The 17,650-nt window shown below is 59.7% G+C and carries 17 protein-coding genes; 3 read left to right on the top strand and 14 right to left on the bottom strand.

Annotated elements, in window-relative coordinates:
* Nucleotides 1-32: 32 nt before the first annotated feature.
* Nucleotides 33-1,208 (bottom strand): Na+/H+ antiporter NhaA, encoded by a 1,176-nt coding sequence (gene nhaA, locus MJP36_RS23455; RefSeq protein ID WP_060753831.1) that lies wholly within the window; start codon nt 1,206-1,208, stop codon nt 33-35.
* A 217-nt stretch (nt 1,209-1,425) separates the two neighbouring features.
* Here nhaA and MJP36_RS23450 point away from each other — a divergent pair, with 217 nt between their 5' ends.
* The gene (locus MJP36_RS23450; RefSeq protein ID WP_244384097.1) at nt 1,426-2,520 is read left to right on the top strand and encodes a PLP-dependent cysteine synthase family protein; all 1,095 of its coding nucleotides are present in this window, start codon (nt 1,426-1,428) and stop codon (nt 2,518-2,520) included.
* Between the two features lie 104 nt (nt 2,521-2,624).
* Here MJP36_RS23450 and MJP36_RS23445 read toward each other — a convergent pair whose 3' ends face one another.
* The 3 genes from MJP36_RS23445 to MJP36_RS23435 form a co-directional block, all read right to left on the bottom strand.
* On the bottom strand, nt 2,625-4,238 hold the full coding sequence (locus MJP36_RS23445; RefSeq protein ID WP_244384096.1) for an NAD(P)/FAD-dependent oxidoreductase: 1,614 nt from the start codon (nt 4,236-4,238) through the stop codon (nt 2,625-2,627).
* A gap of 106 nt (nt 4,239-4,344) precedes the next feature.
* Entirely contained in the window at nt 4,345-5,016 is a 672-nt protein-coding gene (locus tag MJP36_RS23440; protein WP_244384095.1) for a COG3650 family protein, read from the bottom strand.
* Nucleotides 5,017-5,112: 96 nt separating this feature from the next.
* A complete protein-coding gene (locus MJP36_RS23435) occupies nt 5,113-5,712 on the bottom strand; it encodes a short chain dehydrogenase (RefSeq protein WP_060753809.1) in 600 nt (199 codons plus the stop codon).
* Nucleotides 5,713-5,817: 105 nt separating this feature from the next.
* Between MJP36_RS23435 and MJP36_RS23430 the strand changes: the two genes are divergently transcribed.
* Nucleotides 5,818-6,732: a LysR family transcriptional regulator gene (locus MJP36_RS23430; RefSeq protein WP_244384094.1), complete on the top strand. Its 915-nt coding sequence runs from the start codon at nt 5,818-5,820 to the stop codon at nt 6,730-6,732.
* Here the strand turns inward: MJP36_RS23430 and MJP36_RS23425 are convergent.
* The 9 genes from MJP36_RS23425 to MJP36_RS23385 form a co-directional block, all read right to left on the bottom strand.
* Entirely contained in the window at nt 6,723-7,208 is a 486-nt protein-coding gene (locus MJP36_RS23425) for a DoxX family protein (RefSeq protein WP_060753807.1), read from the bottom strand. The genes MJP36_RS23430 and MJP36_RS23425 overlap by 10 nt on opposite strands.
* Complete coding sequence (locus tag MJP36_RS23420; RefSeq protein WP_244384093.1) at nt 7,205-7,981, bottom strand: HvfC/BufC N-terminal domain-containing protein; 777 nt, start codon at nt 7,979-7,981, stop codon at nt 7,205-7,207. Before MJP36_RS23420 ends, MJP36_RS23425 begins: the two co-directional genes overlap by 4 nt.
* A complete protein-coding gene (gene bufB, locus MJP36_RS23415; RefSeq protein WP_244385660.1) occupies nt 7,978-8,856 on the bottom strand; it encodes an MNIO family bufferin maturase in 879 nt (292 codons plus the stop codon). Before bufB ends, MJP36_RS23420 begins: the two co-directional genes overlap by 4 nt.
* Before the next feature lie 23 nt (nt 8,857-8,879).
* On the bottom strand, nt 8,880-9,185 hold the full coding sequence (locus MJP36_RS23410; protein WP_060753804.1) for a BufA1 family periplasmic bufferin-type metallophore: 306 nt from the start codon (nt 9,183-9,185) through the stop codon (nt 8,880-8,882).
* Nucleotides 9,186-9,406: 221 nt separating this feature from the next.
* Nucleotides 9,407-10,108, bottom strand: coding sequence for an ABC transporter ATP-binding protein (locus MJP36_RS23405; RefSeq protein ID WP_161549746.1), 702 nt, complete (start codon nt 10,106-10,108; stop codon nt 9,407-9,409).
* A 1-nt stretch (nt 10,109) separates the two neighbouring features.
* On the bottom strand, nt 10,110-10,877 hold the full coding sequence (livG, locus tag MJP36_RS23400) for a high-affinity branched-chain amino acid ABC transporter ATP-binding protein LivG (RefSeq protein ID WP_060753802.1): 768 nt from the start codon (nt 10,875-10,877) through the stop codon (nt 10,110-10,112).
* Entirely contained in the window at nt 10,874-12,127 is a 1,254-nt protein-coding gene (locus MJP36_RS23395; protein ID WP_198762047.1) for a high-affinity branched-chain amino acid ABC transporter permease LivM, read from the bottom strand. The genes livG and MJP36_RS23395 overlap by 4 nt, the downstream gene beginning before the upstream one ends.
* Complete coding sequence (livH, locus tag MJP36_RS23390; protein WP_060753800.1) at nt 12,124-13,047, bottom strand: high-affinity branched-chain amino acid ABC transporter permease LivH; 924 nt, start codon at nt 13,045-13,047, stop codon at nt 12,124-12,126. Before livH ends, MJP36_RS23395 begins: the two co-directional genes overlap by 4 nt.
* Nucleotides 13,048-13,275: 228 nt before the next feature.
* A complete protein-coding gene (locus tag MJP36_RS23385) occupies nt 13,276-14,403 on the bottom strand; it encodes a branched-chain amino acid ABC transporter substrate-binding protein (RefSeq protein ID WP_104995734.1) in 1,128 nt (375 codons plus the stop codon).
* A 355-nt stretch (nt 14,404-14,758) separates the two neighbouring features.
* On the opposite strand from MJP36_RS23385, the gene MJP36_RS23380 reads away from it, so the two are divergent.
* On the top strand, nt 14,759-15,061 hold the full coding sequence (locus MJP36_RS23380) for a DUF2288 domain-containing protein (protein WP_060753798.1): 303 nt from the start codon (nt 14,759-14,761) through the stop codon (nt 15,059-15,061).
* A 222-nt stretch (nt 15,062-15,283) separates the two neighbouring features.
* On the opposite strand, the gene MJP36_RS23375 is transcribed toward MJP36_RS23380, so the two are convergent.
* A complete protein-coding gene (locus MJP36_RS23375) occupies nt 15,284-17,479 on the bottom strand; it encodes a hypothetical protein (protein WP_205344783.1) in 2,196 nt (731 codons plus the stop codon).
* Between the last annotated feature and the right edge of the window lie 171 nt (nt 17,480-17,650).

Genomic DNA, 17,650 nt, shown 5'->3' with positions numbered 1-17,650 from the left:
ACAGGAGCCGATTACCGGCTCCCGCAAAGGGCTCAGGCTTTCTTGCGACTTGCCATGGCCGTTACCGCATAGCCGATACACGCCGCCAGGATCGACCCGGTCAGGATCCCCATTCGGTCTTCACCCGCGAATTCGCTGGCGCCCGGCACAAAGGCCAGGGAACCGACGAACAGGCTCATGGTGAAGCCGATGCCGCACAGGATCGCTACACCGAACACCTGGCCCCAGTTGGCGCCACTGGGCAGGGCGGCGAGGCCGGTCTTGATGGCTAGCCAGGTGAGGCCGAATACGCCGATGGTCTTGCCGATCAGCAAGCCTGCGGCGATACCCATGGGCACGTGATGGGTGAAGCTGTCCAGGCTGACGCCCGCCAGGGAAACGCCGGCATTGGCAAACGCGAACAATGGCAGGATGCCGTAGGCCACCCATGGATGCAGTGCATGCTCCAGGGTAAGCAGCGGCGAGGGTTCGGCATTCTTGGTGCGCATCGGGATGCAGAATGCCAGGGTCACGCCGGCCAGCGTGGCATGTACGCCACTCTTGAGCACGCAGACCCACAGGATCAGGCCGATGATCAGGTAGGGCCCAAGCTTGATCACACCCAGGCGGTTCATGGCGATCAAGGCAATCAGGCAAGCGCCCGCACCTGCCAGGGAGGCACCGGACAGATCGGCGGAGTAGAACAGCGCGATGACGATAATGGCGCCCAGGTCATCAATGATGGCCAAGGTCATCAGGAACAGTTTCAGCGACACCGGCACGCGCTTGCCCAGCAGCGCCAGGACGCCCAGGGCAAAGGCGATATCGGTGGCCATGGGGATCGCCCAGCCGGACATCGCGGCGGGGTAATCCTTGTTGATCGCCCAATAGATCAGCGCCGGTACGACCATGCCGCCGATGGCGGCGGCACCGGGCAATACCACTTGCGATGGCTTGGACAGGTGACCGTCGAGGAGTTCTCGCTTCACTTCCAGGCCGATCAGCAGGAAGAACAGGGCCATCAGGCCATCGTTGATCCACAGCAGGGCGGGTTTGGCGATTTTCAGCGCGCCGACCTGTGCCACCACTGGCACGTCAAGAAAAGCGTTATACAGGTGCGACAACGGTGAGTTGTTAATGATCAGCGCCAGGGCGGCAGCGGCGATCAACAACAGGCCGCTGGCGGCTTCCAGCTGGAAGAAACGGGTGAAAGTGCTACGCAGAGGCAAGGGATGCTCTCCCATTCAAGGTTCAATAGATGGGTACCCTAACCCGTACCGTTAGTTGTTAAAACAAAAGTTATATTCTTATTTGTTATAAGCGGCGCTCAGGATCGGCAGGCCGCCAAAGCCTGGCAATTGTGTGTCTAATTGAGTCGTCACTGTATCTGTGTGCAGTGTAGGAAACCCCTTAAGATTCGGGCTGAAATCCTTAGAGACCCATCTTATGAGTGACCACCGTACCTGGGCCCGTGAAGCCATTCGCATCATTGAAGCGGACTTCCAGCGTAGCGCCGACACGCACCTGATCCCTTTGCCATTGCCGGGGCTGCCGGGTATCGAGTTGTACTTCAAGGATGAGTCAAGCCACCCCACGGGCAGCTTGAAACATCGGCTGGCCCGTTCGCTGTTCCTGTATGCGCTGTGTAATGGCTGGCTCAAGCCGGGCGCGCCGGTGATTGAAGCTTCCAGCGGTTCGACGGCGATCTCGGAAGCCTACTTCGCCCGCCTGCTCGGCCTGCCGTTCATTGCGGTCATGCCGGCGACCACGTCCCAGGAAAAGATCGCCCAGATCGCCTTCTATGGTGGCAAGAGCCATCTGGTGCAGGACCCGACGCAGATCTACGCCGAGTCCGAACGCCTGGCGAAGGAAAGCGGTGGCCACTTCATGGACCAATTCACCTACGCCGAGCGGGCCACGGACTGGCGGGCGAATAACAACATCGCCGAATCGATCTTCCAGCAGATGCGCTTCGAGCATTACCCCGAGCCGAGCTGGTTGATTTCCAGCCCCGGCACCGGCGGCACCACCGCAACTCTGGGGCGCTATGTGCGTTATCGCCAGCATTGCACCCGCGTGCTGTGTGCAGATGCCGAACGCTCGGTATTTTTCGATTTTTATCAAAGCGGCGATGCCAGTTTGCGCCTGGATTGTGGCTCTCGGATCGAAGGGATTGGTCGGCCACGGGTCGAGGCGTCGTTTTTGCCCAAGGTGATTGATGCGATGGTCAAGGTGCCGGATGCCCTGTCGCTGGCGGCCATGCATTACCTGGCCGAGCGTTTGGGGCGGCGGGTCGGCGGCTCCAGCGGGACCAATCTGGTTGGCGCCCTGATGGCGGCGCAGCAGATGAAAGCGGCAGGCGAGTCGGGGTCGATCGTGGCGATCTTGTGCGATGGGGGTGAGCGCTATGCCACTACCTATTACGATCAGGCTTGGCTTGAGGCTCAGGGCTATGAATTGAAGGGTTTGATGGCGGCCGTTGCGGCCAGTGTCGAGCGCGGCGAGCCATTACCTGAAACGATCTTGCGCGCCAATATCTGACAGGCGAGGGGGCTTGTTCGCGATAGCAGTCTGTATGTCAGCTTATCTGTAGCTGATACACCGCTATCGAGAGCAAGTCGCCTCTCACATTGAATTACGTTGGGTCAGGCTTGGATACCCAACATATCCCGCGCCAACGCCTCGGCAATCCGAATTCCGTCAACACCCGCCGACAGAATCCCTCCGGCGTAACCGGCGCCTTCGCCGGCCGGATACAGGCCCTTTACGTTCAAGCTCTGCATCGACTCGTTACGGGTAATCCGCAACGGCGATGAGGTGCGGGTCTCAATACCCGTCAGCACCGCATCGTGCAGCGAATAGCCTTTGATCTGCTTCTCGAAGGCGGGCAAGGCTTCGCGGATCGCCTCGATGGCGAAGTCCGGCAACGCCAAGGCCAGGTCGCCCAGCGATACGCCGGGCTTGTAGGACGGCTCGACGCTGCCCAGGGCCGTGGAGGGTTTGCCGGCGATGAAGTCGCCCACCAGCTGCGCCGGCGCCTCATAGTTGCTGCCGCCGAGAATATACGCGTGGGACTCCAGGCGCTCCTGCAACTCGATCCCGGCCAGCGGGCCACCTGGGTAGTCCACTTCAGGCGTGATGCCCACCACGATGCCGGAGTTGGCGTTGCGTTCGTTGCGCGAGTACTGGCTCATGCCGTTGGTGACCACGCGGTGTGGCTCGGACGTCGCGGCGACCACCGTGCCGCCCGGGCACATGCAGAAGCTGTAGACCGAGCGGCCGTTCTTGGCATGGTGCACCAGCTTGTAGTCGGCGGCGCCGAGTTTCGGGTGCCCGGCGTACTTGCCCAGGCGCGCGGCATCGATCAGCGATTGCGGGTGTTCGATACGGAACCCGACGGAGAACGGCTTGGCCTCCATGTAAACGCCACGTTCGTGGAGCATGCGGAAGGTATCGCGGGCACTATGGCCGAGGGCGAGGATCACGTGCTTGGACAGGATCTGCTCGCCGCCATCGATCACCACACCGTTCAACTGACCCTCTTCGATCAGCACGTCGGTCACGCGTTGTTCGAAACGCACTTCACCGCCCAGGGCGATGATCTGCTGGCGCATGTTTTCCACCACGCCGGTCAGGCGGAAGGTCCCGATGTGCGGCTTGCTGACGTAGAGGATTTCTTCCGGCGCGCCGGCCTTGACGAACTCGTGCAGCACTTTGCGGCCGTGGAATTTCGGATCCTTGATCTGGCTGTACAGTTTGCCGTCGGAAAAGGTGCCGGCGCCGCCTTCACCGAACTGCACGTTGGATTCAGGGTTGAGCACGCTTTTGCGCCACAGGCCCCAGGTGTCCTTGGTGCGCTGGCGGACTTCCTTGCCACGTTCGAGGATGATCGGCTTGAAGCCCATTTGCGCCAACAGCAGGCCGGCGAAGATGCCGCAAGGGCCAAAGCCCACCACGATCGGTCGTTCGATCAGGTCTTGCGGCGCCTGGCCGACCACCTTGTAGCTGACATCCGGCGCCGGGTTGACGTTGCGGTCGTCGGCGAACTTGAGCAGCAGGGCGGCTTCGCCTTTCACGTTCAGGTCGATGGTGTAGATGAAGCACAGCTCCGACGATTTTTTACGGGCGTCGTAGCTGCGCTTGAACAGGGTGAAATCGAGCAGGTCATCACTGGCGATCCCCAGGCGTTGCACGATGGCTGGCCGCAGGTCTTCTTCGGGATGGTCGATGGGCAGCTTGAGTTCGGTGATTCGTAACATGACAGGGTCCGGTAGGCGGCGGGCAAGGAGGCCGGCTGTTTTGCAAACCGGCGATTATAAGCCCCAATGGCAGGTTTCCGTCAGGTTAAAACAGCGCAGGGCCGAATCAGTCGTCCCGTGAGCCACCAAACGCCGCGCAACCACGCTGTACCTGACCGTTGACCCGCAGTTCGGCGGTCATGTGCTGCAGGCTGGCGCTGGCGCTGTCGACGCAACGCTGCGGGGCTACCCACAGTTCGACGTGCTGGTTGTTGGCTTCGGTCATCAGGTTGAAGCGGCCATCACCGATCTGTTCTTCGACGTAAGGCACGGCCAAAGGCGGCTGGCCTTCGCGTTCAAGCACCATGCCCTTGGCGGTGACGTTCATCGTCCAGGCGGGTTTATGGCCACTCGCGCGCAGGATCGTGCGCTTGAAGTCCGGATCGTTGCAGGCCGAGGTAGAACGCTCGACGCGATAGAGTTGTTGCAGTTCCACCGAACCCTGGGTGCCGCTGGCAACCCCGGAGAACTTGCCACGCAAGTCGGCAAACAGCTCGCCTTGCTGGCCGGCCAGTGAAGCGGCTTCCTGCAGGACGCTGGTGCCACCGGTGTCGTTGACCACATAGTTGCGTTGATCGTTGCACGGCTGGAACAACAGCTTGCCGCCCACTGCCGTCAACTCCCCCTGCATGCGGGTCAGGCCGGCGATAGACGGCTTGGCCGGTTCGCTTTCGAACATCTGGCAAGCGGCGAACAAGGGAAGCAAGGCAAACAGAACGAGGGTACGGGCGGCGCGCATTATCGGGTCTCCAGACAAGTGCCGTCACGTTACGCAGGCTGGCGCTGCATCACAAGTCCAGCGCCCAGCTTCAGGCGATTCTTACAGACTTGAAAATCAGCCGACGATAAACGTCTGCCCCGTCTGCAGTCCCTCGACGCTTTTTGCGTAGGCCAGTGCCACATCTGCGCCGGGAGCCGGTTTGTAACCACGGAAGTAAGGCGCATAGCTGCCCATGGCTTCCAGCAGGACGGTGGGGCTGACGGAGTTGATGCGCAAACCGCGTGGCAACTCGATCGCAGCGGCCTTGACGAAGGCATCCAGTGCGCCGTTGACCAGCGCCGCCGAGGCCCCGGTGCGGATCGGGTCGCGGTTGAGGATGCCGCTGGTGAACGTGAACGAGGCACCGTCGTTGGCGTATTCACGGCCGATCAGCAGCAGGTTGACCTGGCCCATCAGCTTGTCACGCAGGCCCAATTCAAAGTCGGTTTCGCTCATCTCACCCAGCGCTACAAAGTTCACACTGCCTGCGGTACAGACCAGCGCATCGAATTTGCCGGTCTGCTCGAACAGCTTGCGGATCGACGCACTGTCGCTGATATCCACCTGGAAGTCGCCGCTGCTGCGACCGATGCTGATCACTTCGTGACGCTGCGCCAGTTCCGCCTTGACCGCCGAGCCGACCGTGCCGCTGGCACCAATCAATAGGATTTTCATCGTGCAGGTTTCCTTGAATGTAGGGTTCGCATCCAGTCTAAGATGGCTTTTCGAGTGGATAAACGCGCTAATAGGCAACCTTTGGTTTTCAAATGGAAACAATCCATGAGTGAGATGGATGACCTGGCAGCTTTTGCCGTGCTGATCGAAGCCGGCAGCTTTACGGTGGCGGCCGAGCAACTGGGGTGCAGCAAGGGGCAGTTGTCCAAGCGTATCAGCCAGTTGGAAGCGCAGTTTTGCGTGGTGTTACTGCATCGCACCACCCGCAAGCTCAGCCTCACCGCGGCCGGCGCGGCATTGTTGCCTCAGGCTCAGGCGCTGGTGGTGCAAGTGGAACGCGCCCGTCAGGCATTGGCGAGGCTCAAGGACGATCTCGCCGGGCCAGTACGTATGACGGTTCCGGTGTCGTTGGGTGAAACCTTCTTTGATGGCTTGCTGCTGGAGTTTTCCCAGCAATATCCGCAGGTGCAGATCGAGCTGGAGCTGAACAACAGCTACCGGGACCTGGCCCGGGACGGCTTTGATCTGGGGGTACGGATGGGCGCCATCGAGAATGAACGCCTGGTTGCCAAGCCATTGCTGGCCTGGCACGAGATGACCTGCGCGAGCCCAGCCTATCTGAAACAGCATGGTGAGCCACTGACCCCGGCGGATCTGGCGGCGCATACCTGCCTGCTCAACAGCCACTACAGCGGGCGTGAGGAATGGTTATATCACCAGCAGCATGAGCTGTTGCGGGTGCGGGTCAGCGGCACCTTTGCCTCCAACCACTACAACCTGCTGAAAAAGGCTGCCCTGGTGGGGGCGGGCATCGCGCGGCTACCGTCCTACGTGTTACCCGCTGAATTGGCTGACGGCCGTTTACGTTGGCTACTGCGTGACTATTCCACACGCAGTATGCCCATGTACCTGGTTCATCCTTACCAGGGTGGGCTGCCGCGTCGTACCCAGGTGCTGGCCGATTACCTGGTGGAGTGGTTCAAGCGCAGCGGCGAAGCCCTCGACCGAATTCAGCGGTAGCGGCGGGCGATCCAGTGGTCGATGGACAGGCGACCTGGGCCTTGGGCGACCAGCAGCAGCAATATCGCGATCCAGGTGCCGTGCGTCGGGTATGCCTCCGGGTAGACGAACAGTTGAATGACCAGTGTCATGCCAATCAGCGCCAACGCCGAGAAGCGCGTGGCAACGCCCACCAGAATCAGGACCGGGAAAAAGTGCTCGGCAAACGCAGCCATGTGTGCGGCCACTTCCGGCGACAGCAAGGGGACGTGGTATTCACTGCGAAACAGCGGCAGGGTGGACGCGGCAAGACGCGGCTCGCCCAGTTGGAAGGTGCCGCTGACCAGGTCGATGGCAAAGCCTTCGACCTTGGTCTGTCCGGACTTCCAGAACACCGCGGCGATGGAGAAACGTGCGAGAAAGGCGATCACGCTGTAGGGGATCTTCTCGAAAATCGCGATGAGCCGTTTAATCAGGCAAGAGGAGGATGTGTTCATGGTGAAACCTTTTGTTTGGTGTGCAAGTGAGTGATGACGTCGTGGTTGATCAGCAGGTTCAGGCAGGGGAGCGGGTCGAATTCGGCCGACACCTGGAGGGCGTGTTCCACCGCCGTTTCAAGCGCCACGCCCTGGTTCAGGTGGTCGATGAACGCGGCCGTGCCCGGGTCGATCGCGAAGACTTTGACTGACAGTCCTTGGCGTAAAACCAACGCACTTTGAGCGTGCCAGGGGTTGAAGTCGGCAATGGCCTCTTCGCACTGATGCGCCGACCAGATGCCGACGATGGCGTAGGCAGAATCCAGCGTGGCGAGGGATGGATGCAGTTGCAGGCGCAGGCTGCCCAATTCGGTTTCAGCTTGCAGTGCGAGCAAAATGGCTTGTCGATCCATCGGCGTGGCATCGGCGGCGTGATAGGCGCGAACCCGCAGCCGTTCCAGCCGCGCAACATCGGCCAGATAAGGCACGCTGGCTGCCGGCTCGAAGTCCTCGATAAACGCCGCAAATGCACTGCCGTATTCGCTGATCAGCGGGCTGGTGGGCGGGCACTCCTGTACGAAGAGGCCCGCCATGGCACGGAAGAACGCCTCGCCGACCAATTGCAAGGTCACCGGGTAAGCCGCTACCAGTGCATTGATCAACGAGCTATGGACGTTGTTGCGGTAGACCACAAAGCGGCTCGCCGGGTCGGCGCCGTTGCTGCTGAACAGGCCATCGGGGCAGGCCCGGTCAGGTGAGAGCAGGGCCTGGGTAAACGCATTGTGCTGGCTCATGGGGTGACCTGTGAAAGATGCCAGTCGGCCTGTTGCGCTTCGGCTTGCAGCACGCGCAAGGCCGGTACCTGGTTATCCCGCTCGATCAGCGTGGCAACCGGGCCGGTCCGCGTTAGCACCTGCTCGTACAACTGCCATACCGCGTTGTCGATGGGCGCGCCGTGATCGTCTATCAGCAGGCGATCGCCCAGGCTGTCGGTGTCTTCGGCAAAACCGGCAAGGTGGATCTCACCCACCGCATGTAACGGCAGTGCGTTGAGGTAGGCCAGCGGGTCGCGTTGGTGGTTGATGCACGATACGTAGACGTTGTTGACGTCCAGTAACAGGCCGCAGCCCGTGCGCCGGATGATTTCGCTGATGAAATCCGCCTCGTCCAGGGTCGAGCGCCGGAACTGTAGATAGGTCGACGGGTTCTCCAACAGCATGGGGCGCTTGAGGGCGTTCTGGACCTGATCGACGTGTTCGCACACCCGGTCCAGGGTCGCGGTGTCGTAGGCCAGGGGCAGCAAGTCATTCAGAAACACCGGGCCATGGCTGGACCAGGCCAGGTGTTCGGAAAAGGACTGGGGTTGATAGCGTTCGATCAGCGCAGCCAACCGTGCCAGGTGCTCACGGTTCAGCGGGCCTTCGCCACCGATGGACAGGCCCACGCCATGCAATGACAGTGGGTACTGCTCGCGGATCAAGCCCAGGTAGTGATGAAACGGGCCGCCGGCCACCATATAGTTTTCGGCATGTACTTCAAAAAAACCGATGTCGGGCGAGGTCTCGAGCACTTCGATGAAATGCTCGTTCTTCAGCCCCAGCCCGGCCCTGTGGGGGAGGCCGGGCACCTGAGCGGACAAGACCGTGTGTGGGTGTGAGAGCGTCATGATCCTGACTCAGGTTGTGCCGGGTTTCAGGACTTGGCGGTGAAGGCAGCTTCCTGGCCGAAACCCGTCGGCGAGGTGGAGCTTGGGGTTTTAGCGCAGCTGCCGGCAGGCACCAGTTTCCAGGCATTGGCCTGATCCTTGACTTTGGAGGTCCCGGCGCAGGTAGTGCCGGCGCCGGCGGCGCAATCGTTCTTGCCGGCTTCGGCAACACCGAAGCATTTCTGCATGTCGTCGGCGGCATGGGCGGTGGTGGCCAGGGTGGACAGACTCAGGGCTGAACCCAGGGCCAGGACGAGGGTAGCGGCGGACAGCGAACGGGTTTTAGTGGTCATGGTGTATCTCCAGCAGTGGATGGTTGTGGCGGGCTTGATTGCCCGCTTACCCCACTAGAGGTAGCACGATGAATTTCGTTACACGCCAGCCGGAAATAATTTCAGGCAGGGCAAAAAAAGTGGGAGGGGGCTTGCTCCCGATAGCGGTGGTTCAGCTAAGTACTTCTTGGCTGACACACTGCAATCGGGAGCAAGTCCCCTCCCACATTCAGAGGCGTTTCTTAACCGCCCAGGTACGCCTCACGCACTTTCGGGTCGGTCAGCAACTGCTCGCCCGTACCCTGCATCACCACCCGGCCGTTTTCCAGCACATAGGCACGGTCGGCGATTTTCAGCGCCTGGTTGGCGTTCTGTTCCACCAGGAACACCGTCACACCGTCCTTGCGCAGTTGTTCGATGATGTCGAAAATCTGCTGGATGATGATCGGAGCCAGGCCCAGGGACGGTTCGTCCAGCAGCAACAGCTTGGGTTTGCTCATCAGCGCCCGGCCGATGGCGAGCATCTGCTGCTCGCCGCCGGACATGGTGCCGCCGCGCTGGTTGAAGCGTTCCTTGAGCCTTGGAAACAGGTGCAACACCTTGTCCATCTGCTCCTGGTAGTCGCCCTTGTCGGTGAAGAATCCGCCCATGGCCAGGTTCTCCTCCACGGTCAGGCGGGAGAACACGCGACGGCCTTCCGGCACCACCGCAATGCTCTTGCGCATGATGTGTGACGACGACTGGCCCACCAGTTCTTCACCCATATAGCGGATGCTGCCGCTGTGGGCCTGGGGTGAACCGCACAAGGTCATCAGCAGGGTCGACTTGCCGGCACCGTTGGCCCCGATCAGCGTGACGATTTCACCCTGGCGCACTTCCACGTTGACGCTGTGCAGGGCCTGGATCTTGCCGTAAAAAGTGGAAACGTTTTCGAATTGCAGCATTTTACGCTTCCCCCAAATAGGCTTTGATCACTTCAGGATTGTCACGGATCTGTTCCGGCGTTCCGTTGGCCAGCGGCGTGCCCTGGTTGATCACCACAATGTGGTCGGAAATGCTCATCACCAGTTTCATGTCGTGTTCGATCAACAACACCGTGGCGTTGTTTTCCTCACGCAACACGCTGATCAGCGCCTTGAGGTCTTCGGTCTCCTTGGGGTTCAGGCCGGCGGCCGGTTCGTCGAGCATGAGGATCCGCGGGCGGGTCATCATGCAGCGGGCGATCTCCAGGCGGCGTTGCTGCCCATAGGCCAATGTGCCGGCAGGGCGGTTGGCGAACTCGGTGAGGTTGACCTTGTCCAGCCAGTACGCGGCGTACTCCATGGCCTCGCGCTCGCTCTTGCGGAACGCAGGGGTCTTGAACAGGCCCGCCAGGAAGTTGGTGTTCAGGTGGCGATGCTGGGCGATGAGCAGGTTCTCGACCGCCGTCATGTCCTTGAACAAGCGTACGTTCTGGAAGGTGCGCACCACGCCCTTGCGGGCGATCTCGTGGCCGGCCAGGCCCTGGATCGGCTGGCCATCCAACAGGATGCTGCCGCCGCTGGGCTTGTAGAAACCGGTGAGGCAGTTGAACACCGTTGTCTTGCCGGCGCCGTTCGGGCCGATCAGCGCGACCACTTGTTTCTCTTTGACGGTCAGGGCCACGCCGTTGACCGCGAGCAAGCCACCAAAGCGCATGCTCAAATTTTCGACTTTCAGGATCTCGCGGCTCATTTGCGCAGCTCCATATGTGGACGTTGCATGGGCAGCAGGCCTTGAGGACGCCAGATCATCATCAGCACCATCAGGGCGCCGAACATCAACATGCGGTATTCACTGAACTCACGCATCATTTCCGGCAACAGGATCATCACGATCGCGGCCAGGATCACGCCCAGTTGCGAGCCCATGCCGCCCAGCACCACGATGGCGAGGATGATCGCCGACTCGATGAAGGTGAACGATTCCGGCGTCACCAGCCCTTGGCGCGCGGCAAAGAAGCTGCCGGCAAAACCGGCGAATGCGGCGCCCAGGGTGAATGCGGAGAGCTTGATGATGGTCGGGTTCAGGCCCAGGGCCCGGCAGGCGATTTCATCTTCGCGCAGCGCTTCCCAGGCGCGGCCGATCGGCATGCGCAGCAGACGGTTGATCACGAACAGGGCCGCCAGCGCCAGCAACAGTGCGACCAGGTACAGGAACACCACTTTGCTCACCGGGTTGTAGTCGATCCCGAAGTATTCGTGGAAGGTCTGCATGCCTTCGGCAGCGGTGCGATCGAACGACAGGCCGAAGAACGTCGGCTTGGGAATGTTGCTGATACCGTTCGGGCCGCCGGTGATGTCGGTGAGGTTACGCAGGAACAACCGGATGATTTCACCGAAGCCGAGGGTCACGATTGCCAGGTAGTCACCGCGCAAACGCAACACCGGGAAGCCCAGCAGGAAACCGAACGTCGCCGCCGCCATACCCGCCAATGGCAGGCAGATCCAGAAGCTCCAGCCCAGGTAATGCGAGAGCAGCGCATAGGTGTAGGCACCCACGGCGTAGAAGCCCACATAACCCAGGTCGAGCAAGCCGGCCAGGCCCACCACGATGTTCAGGCCCAGGCCCAGCAACACGTAGATCAGGATCAGGGTGGCGATGTCGACCGCGCCGCGCGAGCCGAAGAACGGCCAGATCAACGCGGCGATGATCAAACCGATGATGATGTAGCGCTGGGTGCGCGGCAGGGTCAGGAATTGGCTGACCTTGGGCGATACCAGTGGGCCACGGTTACCCTTGAACAGCGCACCGACCTGCTGGGTGAACAGCACGCGCAGGAACATCAGCACCGAGCACAGGGCGATGATGCTCAGTGTCACGGGACCGGTGCCATGCACTTCCAGGTTGATGCCGACAATGCTCAGTTTGAGGCCGAGTACCGGGAAGGCAACGGCCCACACCAGCAAGGCGCTGAAAAACGCCGATTTAAGATATCTGCTCATACTTTCTCAACCTCCGGACGGCCCAAAATGCCGGTCGGACGGAACAACAGCACCAGAACCAACAGGCCGAACGCCACGACGTCCTTGTACTGGTCACCGAAGATGTCGGCGCCAAAGGCTTCAGCCACACCCAGCACCAGCCCACCGAGCATGGCGCCCGGGATACTGCCGATGCCGCCCAATACCGCCGCAGTAAAGGCTTTGAGCCCCACCAGGAACCCGGCGTTGGGGTTGATCACGCCGTACTGCATGCTCAGCAGTACCGCCGCGACAGCCGCCAGTGCGGCGCCGATCACGAAGGTCAGGGCGATGATGTTGTTGGTGTTGATGCCCAGCAGGTTGGCCATCTTGATGTCTTCGGCACAGGCGCGGCAGGCGCGGCCCAGACGAGAGCGGGAGATGAACAGGGTCAGGCCCAGCATGGCCACCAGGGTGACGACGAAGACCAGGATCTGCATGTAGGAAATCAGCACTTCTTCCGCACCGCCTGGGCCGAAGGAGAAGCTCCCCGGGATCAGGTTGGGGATGGATTTGTCCTTGGAATCCTGGGACAGCAATACAGTGTTCTGCAGGAAAATCGACATGCCGATGGCGGAAATCAGCGGGATCAGACGGTTGCTGCCACGCAAGGGACGGTAGGCAACCCGCTCGATACTGTAGCCATAGGCACTGGTTACAACGATTGACGCGATAAACGCGGCGGTCATCAACAGCGGCAGGGAGTGGATACCCATCATGGCCAACCCGGCAAGGGCGATAAAGGCCACGTAGGAACCAATCATGTACACCTCGCCATGGGCGAAGTTAATCATTCCAATGATGCCGTAAACCATTGTGTAGCCAATGGCTATCAAGGCATAGGTGCTGCCAATGGTCAGGCCATTAACCAGCTGTTGGAAAAAATGATAGATCTCAGGCATTACAGCGCTCCTAAAAACCCGATACGCATTTCACTGGTGGAGTCATGTTCCGGCCCCGTGCTGTGTTCTGTGAGCACATTCGCACAAAGCGTTTGCCAGCGAACCGCTGGTGACGGTTTTAAGATTTTCAGGTGAGCCAGCGCCCGGATCGCGGGTGTCAGGCCCATAAACCTCGTAAAACAAAGCCCACTGCTTGCACAGTGGGCTTGTTGACCAGTAACGCCTGGCTTACTGAGGGGAAACTTCGGTTTTTGGTTTGCCGAAGTGCCATTCGTAGACCACGAACTTGAAGTCCTTCAGGTCGCCCTTGGCGTCGAAGCTCAGGTCGCCGGTCGGGGTCTTGAAGGTGCCTGCGTGGATGGCGGCAGCGACTTTGGCGGTGTCTTCGCTTTTCGCCGCGGTGATGCCGCCGGCGATCACTTCAACAGCCGAGTAGGCCGGGAACACGAACGGACCGCTTGGGTCCTGCTTGTTCTTGGTGAATTCTTCAACGATGGCTTTGTTGGCCGGGTCAGCGTCGAAGGATTTCGGCAGGGTCACCAGCAGGCCTTCGGAAGCATCCTGGGCGATTTGCGAGATGGAGTCGTTGCCGACGCCTTCTGGCCCCATGAACTTGGCGTTCAGGCCTTTTTCCTTGGACTGGCGCAGGATCAAGCCCAGCTCAGGGTGGTAGCCGCCGTAGTAAACGAAGTCGACGTTGGCTTGCTTGAGTTTCTGGATGATCGAGGAGAAGTCCTTGTCACCGGCGTTCAAGCCCTCGAAGACCGCGACTTTTACGCCTTTCTTCTCAAGGGTCTGTTTAACGGCGGTGGCGATGCCTTCACCGTATTGCTGTTTGTCGTGCAGCACGGCAACGACCTTCGGCTTGACGTGATCGGCGATGTAGTTGCCGGCCGCCGGGCCCTGGGCGCTGTCCAGGCCGATGGTGCGGAAGATCAGCTTATAGCCACGGGCGGTGATTTCCGGGCTGGTGGCCGCCGGAGTGATCATGATCACGCCTTCATCTTCGTAGATGTCCGAGGCTGGCTGAGTGGAGCTGGAGCAGAGGTGACCCACCACGAACTTGACGCCGTCGTTGACCACTTTGTTGGCAACGGCAACCGCTTGTTTAGGATCGCAAGCGTCGTCGTATTCCTTGGCTTCAAGCATCTTGCCGTCTACGCCGCCCTTGGCGTTGATGTCGGCGATTGCCTGTTTGGCACCCATGAATTGCATGTCGCCGTATTGCGTGACAGGACCGGTTTTAGGACCTGCGATACCGATCTTGATGGTATCGGCTGCGAACGAATGGCCGGCAACCCCAGCCAGGACCATAGCGGCAAACAGTTTGGAAATCTGCTTAGTAGCCTTATTCATAGTGCTCCACTCTTGCTGTTGTATTTTTTATAGTTCTAGCGGCCTTGTGGGCAGCAGAACCGGATCGGATATCTCGAATATCCTCCGGCAGCGGCCTGGCAACTGTACCGGTACAGTGTAGAGCGCCGGTTGATCGCTTGAAAAGCTGGCTGCTGGGGGCAAAACTCGAGCGTGTCGCTTAAATGAAAGAAAAAGACAGAATTGCGGCGTGGTTATGCCAGAGTTCCGGGCAATCCTTGGCTTTCCTGACACTTTCTATCGATGCCTCATTTGCAACTGGGTTTTTCCACCTGGCTTTGTGATGCGAAAGGGACGACGTTATGATTGCGCCGATTTTTTCTTCAGGTGGATTCCCATGACGCAAGAACCTAGCACCCTCTATGCCAAGCTGCTCGGTGAAACCGCCGAAATTTCCTGGAAGGAGCTTGAACCGTTCTTTGCCAAGGGTGCCCTATTGTGGGTCGATGCCGGCCTGGATTTGATCGAGGCCGCCGAGGCGATGGCCGAGGATAACCGCGAAAAAGTCGCCGCGTGGCTGGCTGCGGGGAGTCTGGGCGAGGTGTCTGCGACGCGGGCGTTGGACTTGGTTACACGTGATCCGAGCCTGTGGGCGGTCGTGGTTTCGCCATGGATTCTGATCCAGGAAAGGGCGGCTTAAGAAAGTTGCGCACAAAAAAGGTGCATGTTTTTTCGCGGGTGGAGTGTGTATCCGGGTAACCGCTGACACGGTGATGGCATCTTGCCGTAGAGAAAGGTCACAGGTGAGGGTGACGTAAACGTCACGGGAACAGTTTTGTCGGTGGCTGAGTGCCTGATGAATTGTTTCAGAAGATGAGCAAATCGTATGGGGAAGGGAGCAAGCTCCCCTCCCCATAAAAGCCTACCCCGTCTTGCCGGTATGGTTGTTCAGCGAAATAACCTTGGTCTTGCCAATCCGGTGGCGGTAAATCTCACGCAGGTACTTGATCGCCTTCTTCACGCAGTCGCGTGACAGGCGAATGTCGTTGATCGAGACGAACTTCTCCTTGTCGTTGATCAGCTCGCGGTACTTCTTCTCATACATCGGCTTGATCGCATACCAGTTGGTATCGAGGATCTTCGCCGGGTTCTCAAACTCGTTGAGCAGTTCGTCTATGCGGTCTTCGTCGAAGTCTTCATGAATGATGAAGTCCAGGATCGAGTTGTCCAACGTGTCATCGAAGCGGTACGGATTGCGCGCGAAGCAGCGCTTGATAAACGCGACGATCAACGTCAGGAAATCATCCGACAGGCACGGGCTCTTGGCGATCAGCGTGGTCAGCGACAGGTTGGCTGACGCGCCGATCACCAATGCATAGCGCTTGAGCGTGGTGTTGGGAAACAGGCTGTTGAGGTGGGTCTTGAGCCGGTTCAGGTCCATGTAGGACAGCTTGTAATCCTTGGGCAGCGAGACGATGGAGACCACCGACGAGCAGTTCTTGAAGAAGTGCAGGTCATGCAGCGCCGCCGCGTCATAACCGGAGTTCTTGTATTGTTCCAGCGACGCCTTGTAGCGCTTGGACTCGATGGGCAGCAGGCTGATGCCTTCGATAGCCTGGGTGACCTTGTTGAAGTGCGGTAGGTCAATGGAGCGGAAGAACAGGTCGTCGATGTTCAGGCGCTGGGGCTCTTTGTCGAACACCTTGAACTTGTCGTTCGACGGCGCCGGGGTTTCCGGTACTACGGATTCGGCATAGGCAATCGCCACCGGGCCGGCCAGGCTCATGAACAGGTCGTTGGCATCCAGGCGAATGGTTTCGCCGATGTCGATGCCGGCGCGCCGGAAGTAATTCTGGTCATAGTCCGTGGTCACCGCCTGGGCGGTGAGAATGTTGAAGATCTGTTGGGAAATGTACTGGTTGGCGTGTTTTTCCATGGCATTGACATCAATATTCTGGATATTGCCGTCGTCGCTCTCTTCGGCGTAACGCATGATGTCGTTGGAGATCAGCATCATCGCGTTCCAGGGGCGGATGCGACCTTTCACACTGGCTTCGCTGCTGTCTTCATTGGCGAAGTTGTACGAGAAATCCCATTCCTCTGACAGATACTTGCACAACAGCCGACCGGCGTTGATGTGCAGAGCTTCGGACATTTCGCTGCGGTGGTCGGAGATATTCGGCAGCACGCAGATGCCACTGGTGAAGATCGGCTCGAACACAAACGCATGGCCACTCTTGCTGTCGTGTTCGTCGGCGGGCTTGGTGTCGAACGTCTTGTTCATGTACGAGTGCTGCTGGGCCAGGCCGAACTCTGAAGCCATGCCTGAGCCGGTACCGCCGCCGGCGCTGAAGATCGAGAAATACAGGCGCGACTGGTTGGCCTTGATGCCGCAGGAGTCGATCAAGTACGAGTGAATCATCTTCCAGTCGGGGCTGGAGAAACGCTGGGTGTCTTTGTTGAGGATGATCTTGGCCAGGTACTGGCCCAAGATGGGCGCGTTACCGGCGCCACCGGCATGGACTTCCGACAGGTCCATGATTTTCATCTTGCTGTAGTCGCGCAGGAAGCCGCTTTTTTCACCCTTGCGCGAGAAGCGGATGCGCCCGGCGATGTCCTTGTCCAGATCGCCCAGCATCACCAGGGGTTCCACCAGGAACACCGGCTTGGTGGTTTTGCCGCCGCCCAGGCGCAGGTTGTTGCGAATCCATTGGGTCGGGCTGTAGCCCTTGTCCAGAGGGCTCTTTTTGAACTGAGGCTTATCCTCGGTACTGAACTCGTTCAGGTAGAACTTGCGCGCGTTGTACACCAGCTCCGCCACGTCCAAGGCAATATTGGAGCCGCAGCGGCCCAGGCCGATCAGGCACACCGACGGGAATTCCTGCTCATGGCCCGAGGCACCGTCACCTTCCAGCTGGGGCGGGCGCGGGAACACCATGTCGCGCAGGCCGTCGAGGTTGTCGAGGATGCGGTCGGTATTGGTCTCGGTGAAGTACAAGTATTGCTGGGTGGCCAGCGGGCGGGCAGTGTTCAATGGTTTATAACCGGCGGCTTTTTGCGCAGGCGTTGTCGGCAACTCGTCGGGGACCACGGTGGCGGAGCTGTTTTTGGAAGTCATTGGGCGCCATGTACCTGGACGGATGGCCAAAAAAATCGGGGAGCCATCACTGAATGAAAGTTCGCGACTTTACAGTGCGTCTGAGTCCGGGGCGGCTGGGTTTAACCCAAGTGTTTACAGGGGAATTCCGGCCGGACTCTGATGAATCGGCCGTTTGTCGGCGTTCTTTAA

The organism is Pseudomonas palleroniana, from assembly GCF_022836895.1.
GTDB lineage: Bacteria > Pseudomonadota > Gammaproteobacteria > Pseudomonadales > Pseudomonadaceae > Aquipseudomonas > Aquipseudomonas palleroniana.
This window is presented reverse-complemented; position numbering and strand designations above follow the sequence as displayed.